The sequence below is a fragment of the Vibrio sp. UCD-FRSSP16_30 genome, assembly GCF_001676025.1.
In the GTDB taxonomy this organism is placed as follows: Bacteria; Pseudomonadota; Gammaproteobacteria; order Enterobacterales; family Vibrionaceae; genus Vibrio.
The window spans coordinates 1-1162 of record NZ_LZFW01000049.1; the positions used below are offsets into that span (position 1 = coordinate 1).

Consider the following 1162-nt stretch of genomic DNA (forward strand, 5'->3'; position numbering starts at 1 on the left):
GGATGATCGAAAGATTTGTCACTTGGGTCAAGGCTGTAGGAACCATCGGTATTAAGAGTAAATCCAGCGTGATTATAAGGCGTACTGAATTTCGCGGTATCACCATGATCAACATCTGTTGAGGTGATTTGCCCTTGGATAACAGGCTGACCTTCATCCACAGTTTTCGAACTAATGTGGCTGATAACAGGATTATCATTAGTGCCATCAACACGAATCACTAAGTTCTGAGTAACGCTATTTCCACCCTGAGTATCCGTGGCAATCACAGGAATAATTAATGTTTCATGCTCACCCACCGCCAAGTGGTCAAAAGACTTATCACTTGGGTCAAGGGTATAAGAACCGTCTGGATTAAGCATAAATCCAGCGTGRTTRTAMGGCGTACTGAATTTCGCGGTATCACCATGGTCAACATCCGTTGAGGTGATTTGCCCTTTGATAACAGGCTGACCTTCGTCGACGATTTTTGATGTGATATGACTGATAACAGGATTATCGTTAGTACCATCAACTCGAATCACCAAGTTCTGAGACACACTGTTCCCACCCTGTGTATCTGTGGCAATCACAGGAATAATTAATGTTTCATGCTCACCCACTGCTAGATGATCGAAAGATTTGTCACTTGGGTCAAGGCTGTAGGAACCATCGGTATTAAGAGTAAATCCAGCGTGATTATAAGGCGTACTGAATTTCGCGGTATCACCATGRTCAACATCYGTTGAGGTGATTTGCCCTTGGATAACAGGCTGACCTTCATCCACAGTTTTCGAACTAATGTGGCTGATAACAGGATTATCATTAGTGCCATCAACACGAATCACTAAGTTCTGAGTAACGCTATTTCCACCCTGAGTATCCGTGGCAATCACAGGAATAATTAATGTTTCATGCTCACCCACTGCTAAGTGGTCAAAAGACTTATCACTTGGGTCAAGGGTATAAGAACCGTCTGGATTAAGCATAAATCCAGCGTGGTTGTACGGCGTACTGAATTTCGCGGTATCACCATGGTCAACATCCGTTGAGGTGATTTGCCCTTTGATAACAGGCTGACCTTCGTCGACGATTTTTGATGTGATATGACTGATAACAGGATTATCGTTAGTACCATCAACTCGAATCACCAAGTTCTGAGACACACTGTTCCCACCCTGTG

General features: G+C 43.6%; 1 protein-coding gene. It reads right to left on the bottom strand.

What is annotated here, in order from left to right; genetic code table 11:
- A partial coding sequence (locus A9260_RS13360) for a VCBS domain-containing protein (protein WP_156684059.1) occupies positions 1–1145 on the bottom strand: 1145 nt, incomplete at its 3' end.
- Between the last annotated feature and the right edge of the window lie 17 nt (positions 1146–1162).